The sequence below is a fragment of the Suttonella ornithocola genome, from assembly GCF_001889065.1.
GTDB lineage: Bacteria > Pseudomonadota > Gammaproteobacteria > Cardiobacteriales > Cardiobacteriaceae > Suttonella_A > Suttonella_A ornithocola.
The window spans coordinates 1-5728 of sequence record NZ_LWHB01000120.1; the positions used below are offsets into that span (position 1 = coordinate 1).

The window sequence follows — 5728 nt, forward strand, 5'->3', positions numbered from 1 at the left end:
AGAAATTCCTAATATTACGCTTGCTGTAGACGCAATTGTCCACACCTTTTCTCAAAAAGGACGATTGATTTATATAGGCGCTGGAACATCTGGACGATTAGGCGTATTAGATGCCAGTGAATGTCCACCAACCTATAACACCGACCCCAATCAAATTATCGGCATCATCGCAGGTGGGCATCAGGCACTCACTGAGGCGATAGAAAACGCCGAAGACAATCAAGAGCAAGCGATTAACGACCTAAAAGCACTACACTTTTCTCAAAAAGATATTCTCGTTGGCATCGCTGCTAGCGGACAAACGCCCTACGTGATTTCTGGATTGCAGTATGCCAAGCAGTGTCAAGCATCAACCATTGCTATCACCTGTAGCGAAAATAACCCTATGCAAAAAATAGTAGATATAGCGATTACGCCTATTGTCGGTGCAGAAATCATTACTGGCTCCACACGAATGAAAGCCGGCACCGCACAAAAAATGATTTTAAATATGCTCACCACCACCGCTATGATAAAAATGGGGAAAGTCTATGGCAATCTAATGGTGGACGTCCAACCTAATAACGCCAAACTGATACGCCGCCAACAACAAATCGTTTGCGAAGCAGCAGGATGCTCACTTGAGCAAGCAAAGAATGCTCTCAATCGTAGTCATGGCAACGTAAAAGCCGCTATTATCATGCTATTACTTGATAAAGACTCAGAAGCTGCACAAGATTTACTAGAAAAACATCGCGGGCATCTTCGTCAAGCATTATCTTTCTCAAAATAACCCATGATTGATATACCTACTTCTTACTACATTGGACTGATGTCTGGCACCAGCTTAGATGCGGTAGATGCCGCATTGGTTTCCTTTGACCAACTATCTCACCCTACTTTACACGCTACTTACGCAACGCCCTTTCCTCTCGAATTAAAAGAAAAAATCCTGACACTGATAGCCACTCCAACTATTCATTTACAACAATATGGAGAACTTGATAGAACACTTGGCATACTCTTTGCCGATGCGGTTAATAACCTCTTAAACCATACCTCAATCAACCAATCCAATATTAAAGCTGTTGGTAGCCACGGACAAACCCTTTGGCATCAACCTGATGGCGAACAGCCTTTTACCTTACAAATTGGCGACCCTCACTATATCGCGACACGATGTGGCATTGATGTTATTGCTGATTTTCGTCGAAAAGACATTGCATTAGGCGGACAAGGTGCACCACTCGTTCCAGCGTTTCATCAAGCTATCTTTACCCACTCTGATAAAACGACCGTCGTCTTAAATATTGGCGGCATTGCGAATATTACCGTCTTACGCCCTAATAAAGCGACATTGGGTTATGACACTGGTCCGGGAAATATGCTCATAGATGCTTGGATGCAAAAACATTGTCAGCAACCTTACGATAAAAACGCCTTATTTGCGCAACAAGGACACATACATTCCGATTTATTAGCGCAACTAAAAACCGATGCTTATTTACACCGCCCTGCACCTAAAAGCACAGGTAGAGAGCATTATCATCTTCAATGGCTAGAAGCTCAGTTAGCTCAATTTCCCAGTATTTATCCTGCTGATGTTCAGAGAACCTTACTGGAATTTACCGCGCAAACCGCAACAGACGCCATTAAACAACATCAAGAAAACAACAAAGAAAATCGATTGATTATTTGTGGTGGAGGAAGTCATAACCCATTACTTATGCAAAGAATAACTGAACTACTACCAGCATGGAAAGTAAAAACTAGCGATGATTACGGCATCAATAGCGATTACCTAGAAGCGATTGCCTTTGCTTGGCTTGCCTACCGCCACATCCAGCAACTTAGCGGCAATTTGCCTGAAGTAACAGGCGCTCATCGTTGCACCATTCTAGGCGCGCACTACCCAGCCAGTTAAACACACTTATAAAATAGTTACTCCAATAAATCGATAATCCTTTATCATAGCGAGCCTTTTAAACCACAACCTCTATTTTAAAATCATACGAGTTCGCAATGTATTTACATAATCCTGCACAAGGTGCGCTTTGGATAATGGCAGCGGGTGTTGCCTTCGCCGTCATTAATACCACTCTACAATATCTAGGCATAAAGCACGACATTAATTCTGGTTCAGCCGTTCTTTATCAATACGGTATTGCATTATTAGTCTTTTTACCCGCCTTGAAAAAAGGCGTTATTCGACGCGCAATGCGTTCGGATTTTCGACTATTGCATATATTAAGAGTCAGCGTTTCTGTATTAGGCATACAATTATGGACGCTCGCGCTTACCCTTGAAAATCCTGTGCCAATCTGGCAAGGCATTGCCTTACTAATGACTTCTCCCTTATTCGCCACTATTGGTTCAGGACTTTTACTCGGCGAAACTGTCAGCAAGGTTCGTTGGTTTGCCACAGCATTGGGATTTATCGGCGCCATGCTTATTCTTGCACCGTGGTCGGATGCTTTTGTTTGGGCAAGTTTATTGCCATTAGGCGCAGCATTTTTTTGGGCAAGTGCTTCGCTGCTAACCAAATTTACCGTGAGCCGCGATAGCCCCTCCACCATTGTTTTCTATCTTCTCGTTTTGATGCTACCGTTTGACCTTATCTTTGGATTGCCTTCATTAGTTGTTCCAAAAACATGGCAGCCGTGGATTTTACTCATCATTATTGGTGCGCTCACGGCACTAGCGCAATGGGCGATTGCGAAAGCCTACTCTGTCGCCGACGCTTCTTTTTTACAACCATTTGATCATGCCAAATTGCCTTTAAACGTTCTAGGTGGGTATCTCATTTTTGGTTGGGTTCCACCGGGAATGCTTTGGATAGGTTCAGCAATGATTATCGCAGCAGTAGCCTTGGTAACTCATCATGAACATCGTCGCAATCCACTAGCCATTTGGTGGGAAAAACAACGCGCTAAATCTACGTAATGGAGACTTTATAGTCATTTAACTTCTTAGTTTCAACCTTGAAGTGCAACGTTTTCTAAAACAGGATTGAAAAGTAAGATGTGCAGTGTTGCACTTCGAATTTCAATCCTACTATCAAAACGTTAGGAAACACTACAAACATCTTACTTCAGAACAAAGATACGAACTCTCAGCATTATTGGAAATCTCTGTTTCCTAGAATGAAATAGCCCGTATTCTTGGAGTTAATAAATCTACTATAGCCAACTTCCCAAAAAATGCATACAACGTTAACTCAATATACACTTTGAGACCTTTGCAAAGGTCTCACTTTAAAAATAGCATACTATCTTCAAGTACTGTATGTATTTTTCGGGAGCCTTGCTATAGTAAAAGTCCACTAAACAAGTTACACTAACTGAATGGCATACTCATCAGACTATCGACAAATGATATTGACCAAGCTCAAAGAAGGCGCAAGCTTTCGAGAGTTAGCAGAAGAATATCAACTCAGCTCAATAACCATACAACGTTGGAAGATAAATCTTGCTTGGACATGGATAAAAAGTAAAAGCGTAAGAAATGGCAACTGCATTGAATTGGCTCCTTATTCTTCTATTTTAATTAGCTCTTCTAATAGTCTTTGACTATAGATTGTAAAAAAGACCCACGATCGGAATCTTGTAATTGTTTAATGGCTTCATTGGCCAGTTGATCAGCCATTTCATTGCCAGGATGTCCGCTATGTCCTTTCACCCAATGCCAATGAATGGTAAATTTAGTGGCTAGAGCGTCAAGCTCTTGCCAAAGTTCTACGTTTTTAACTGGCTTTTTCTGAGCGGTACGCCATTGATTCGCTTTCCATTTGGGTAACCAATCATTGATGCCATTCTTAACGTACACGCTATCCGTCGTTAGATGAATTTCACAGGGTTTTTTAATGGCTTTTAGGGCTTCAATAGCGGCGGTTAGTTCCATACGATTGTTGGTTGTATGATGTTCTGCACCATTAAGTGTTTTTTCATGAACACCATAGCGCATGAGTACTCCCCAACCACCGATGCCAGGATTCCCTTTACAAGCGCCATCGGTATAAATTTCTAAAATAGGATGTGCCATTGGATGTCTGTTAATGAGAGTAGTTTTTTTCTTCACAGTTTGCGATGTATTCACCCATATGGATTTTATCGCCACTGCTAAGTTTTGGATTGCTAAAATCTATTTTTAGATTGGCAAAACAAAGGATAACAGTAGAGCCTAGATTAAAGCGTCCAATCTCTTCTCCTTTGCGGAAGTTTAGTGGTGGATTATATTGATAGTGATTATCTCCATTATCTTTCATTTCACCTTGCCAGACGGTTTCGATACTACTGACATTTAGCGCACCAACCATAATCAATGCCATAGCGCCAAATTCTGTCTCAAAGTGGCAGACGAGTCTTTCATTAGCAGAAAAGATATTGGGAATTTTTTCGAGTAAATCTAGCGCAACACTATGCTTATCCCCTGGGCAAAAGCTCATTGCGGTTAGCTTGCCATCACAAGGCATATGGATGCGGTGGTAGTCATCTGGTGCTAGGTAGAGGGTAACAGCTTTGCCGCCTTCGTATTTTTCTGCTTGTTGATGAGAATTTAATAATGCGGAAAGTGTATAACTTTGTGTTTTCGCTTGATAAAGCTTTCCTTTTGTAATATCACCAAAAATTGCACAACGTCCATCTACTGGGCTAACGATGCATTGTGTATCGGTATCAATCGGTCTTTCATTGGGAGCAAGTGCACGAGTAAAAAATGCATTTAAAGTAGGATAAGCATAAGGATTTTTTTCAGCAGCAAAATCGGTATTTGCTTTTGTGATTTTTTGATAGCTCCAGATAATCGCATTTTTAACAGTAGGCTGTTTAATCCGTGCGATTTTATACATGAGTTGGCTTAATAGTTTACGGGGTAATAATTTATAAGTCAGTAAATTCATATAGAAATATTTTGGTAATAAAGATATTCTATGTATTATAGGCGTTGTACCGATGAAGACAAAATGTTAGCAAGCGGACAAATTGTTAAACTATTTCCATACTTAGATTCAACCTTGAAGTGCAACGTTTTCTAAAACAGGATTGAAAAGTAAGATGTGCAGTGTTGCACTTCGAATTTCAATCCTACTATCAAAACGTTAGGAAACACTACAAACATCTTACTTCAGAACAAAGATACGAACTCTCAGCATTATTGGAAATCTCTGTTTCCTAGAATGAAATAGCCCGTATTCTTGGAGTTAATAAATCTACTATAGCCAACTTCTCAAGGAATGCATACAGAGTTTTTGGATATTATACTGTTTTTAAACTGGATATTGAGTTAATGTTGTATATATTTTTTGGGAAGTTGCTATAGCATTAGTTTGGTTTTTCATCTGCCAATCGTATTCACCGTAATAACGTTGCCCTTTCACAGACCATCCATACCGATGTAACCACTGACTTCTAAAGCCACTCTCATTAAGGTAAACAATGAGAATTCCTTCTCTTCGATACTTAGCAATACGCTCACTAAAGCAGCATCTATCATTTTGATTCACTTTGGGATGGCTTAGTGTTTTTTATGGCTATAGTGCAATCATCTAAAACCCAACCCAATCCAAAGCAGATAAAAGCATAAAGTATCAATACAATCCATCCGCCATTCTTTGCGGATTTGCTTAATCCAAGCCCACATCTTTTCAATGGGATTTAAGTCTGGACTATAAGGGGGTAACCAAACTATCTCATGCCCATGCTCTTCAATGATTGCTTGAATATCACTGCGTTTATGAAAAGCGGCATTGTCC

Annotated in this window: 7 protein-coding genes; 4 read left to right on the plus strand and 3 right to left on the minus strand. The window is 40.4% G+C overall.

Annotated elements, in window-relative coordinates; all coding sequences use genetic code 11:
- From murQ to A5N85_RS16165, 4 genes are all read left to right on the plus strand, one after another.
- The coding region (gene murQ / locus A5N85_RS09170) for an N-acetylmuramic acid 6-phosphate etherase (protein ID WP_072576958.1) at window positions 1-772 on the plus strand (772 nt) is incomplete at its 5' end.
- 3 nt (window positions 773-775) lie between these two features.
- Window positions 776-1903 carry an anhydro-N-acetylmuramic acid kinase gene (locus tag A5N85_RS09175; RefSeq protein WP_072576959.1) on the plus strand — a complete coding sequence of 376 codons (1128 nt, stop codon included), beginning with the start codon at window positions 776-778 and terminating at the stop codon, window positions 1901-1903.
- Window positions 1904-2001: 98 nt separating this feature from the next.
- Window positions 2002-2922, plus strand: a complete 921-nt coding sequence (locus A5N85_RS09180; RefSeq protein ID WP_072576960.1) for a DMT family transporter — start codon at window positions 2002-2004, stop codon at window positions 2920-2922.
- A gap of 401 nt (window positions 2923-3323) precedes the next feature.
- Window positions 3324-3548 carry a hypothetical protein gene (locus A5N85_RS16165; protein WP_211268137.1) on the plus strand — a complete coding sequence of 75 codons (225 nt, stop codon included), beginning with the start codon at window positions 3324-3326 and terminating at the stop codon, window positions 3546-3548.
- On the opposite strand, the gene rnhA is transcribed toward A5N85_RS16165, so the two are convergent.
- The 3 genes from rnhA to A5N85_RS17300 form a co-directional block, all read right to left on the minus strand.
- Window positions 3535-4020 carry a ribonuclease HI gene (rnhA, locus tag A5N85_RS09190; protein ID WP_072576961.1) on the minus strand — a complete coding sequence of 162 codons (486 nt, stop codon included), beginning with the start codon at window positions 4018-4020 and terminating at the stop codon, window positions 3535-3537. The two genes, A5N85_RS16165 and rnhA, sit on opposite strands and share 14 nt — an antisense overlap.
- 10 nt (window positions 4021-4030) lie before the next feature.
- Window positions 4031-4825, minus strand: coding sequence for an archaetidylserine decarboxylase (asd, locus tag A5N85_RS09195; protein WP_245936008.1), 795 nt, complete (start codon window positions 4823-4825; stop codon window positions 4031-4033).
- 692 nt (window positions 4826-5517) lie between these two features.
- The coding region (locus A5N85_RS17300; RefSeq protein WP_346243176.1) for a transposase at window positions 5518-5728 on the minus strand (211 nt) is incomplete at its 5' end.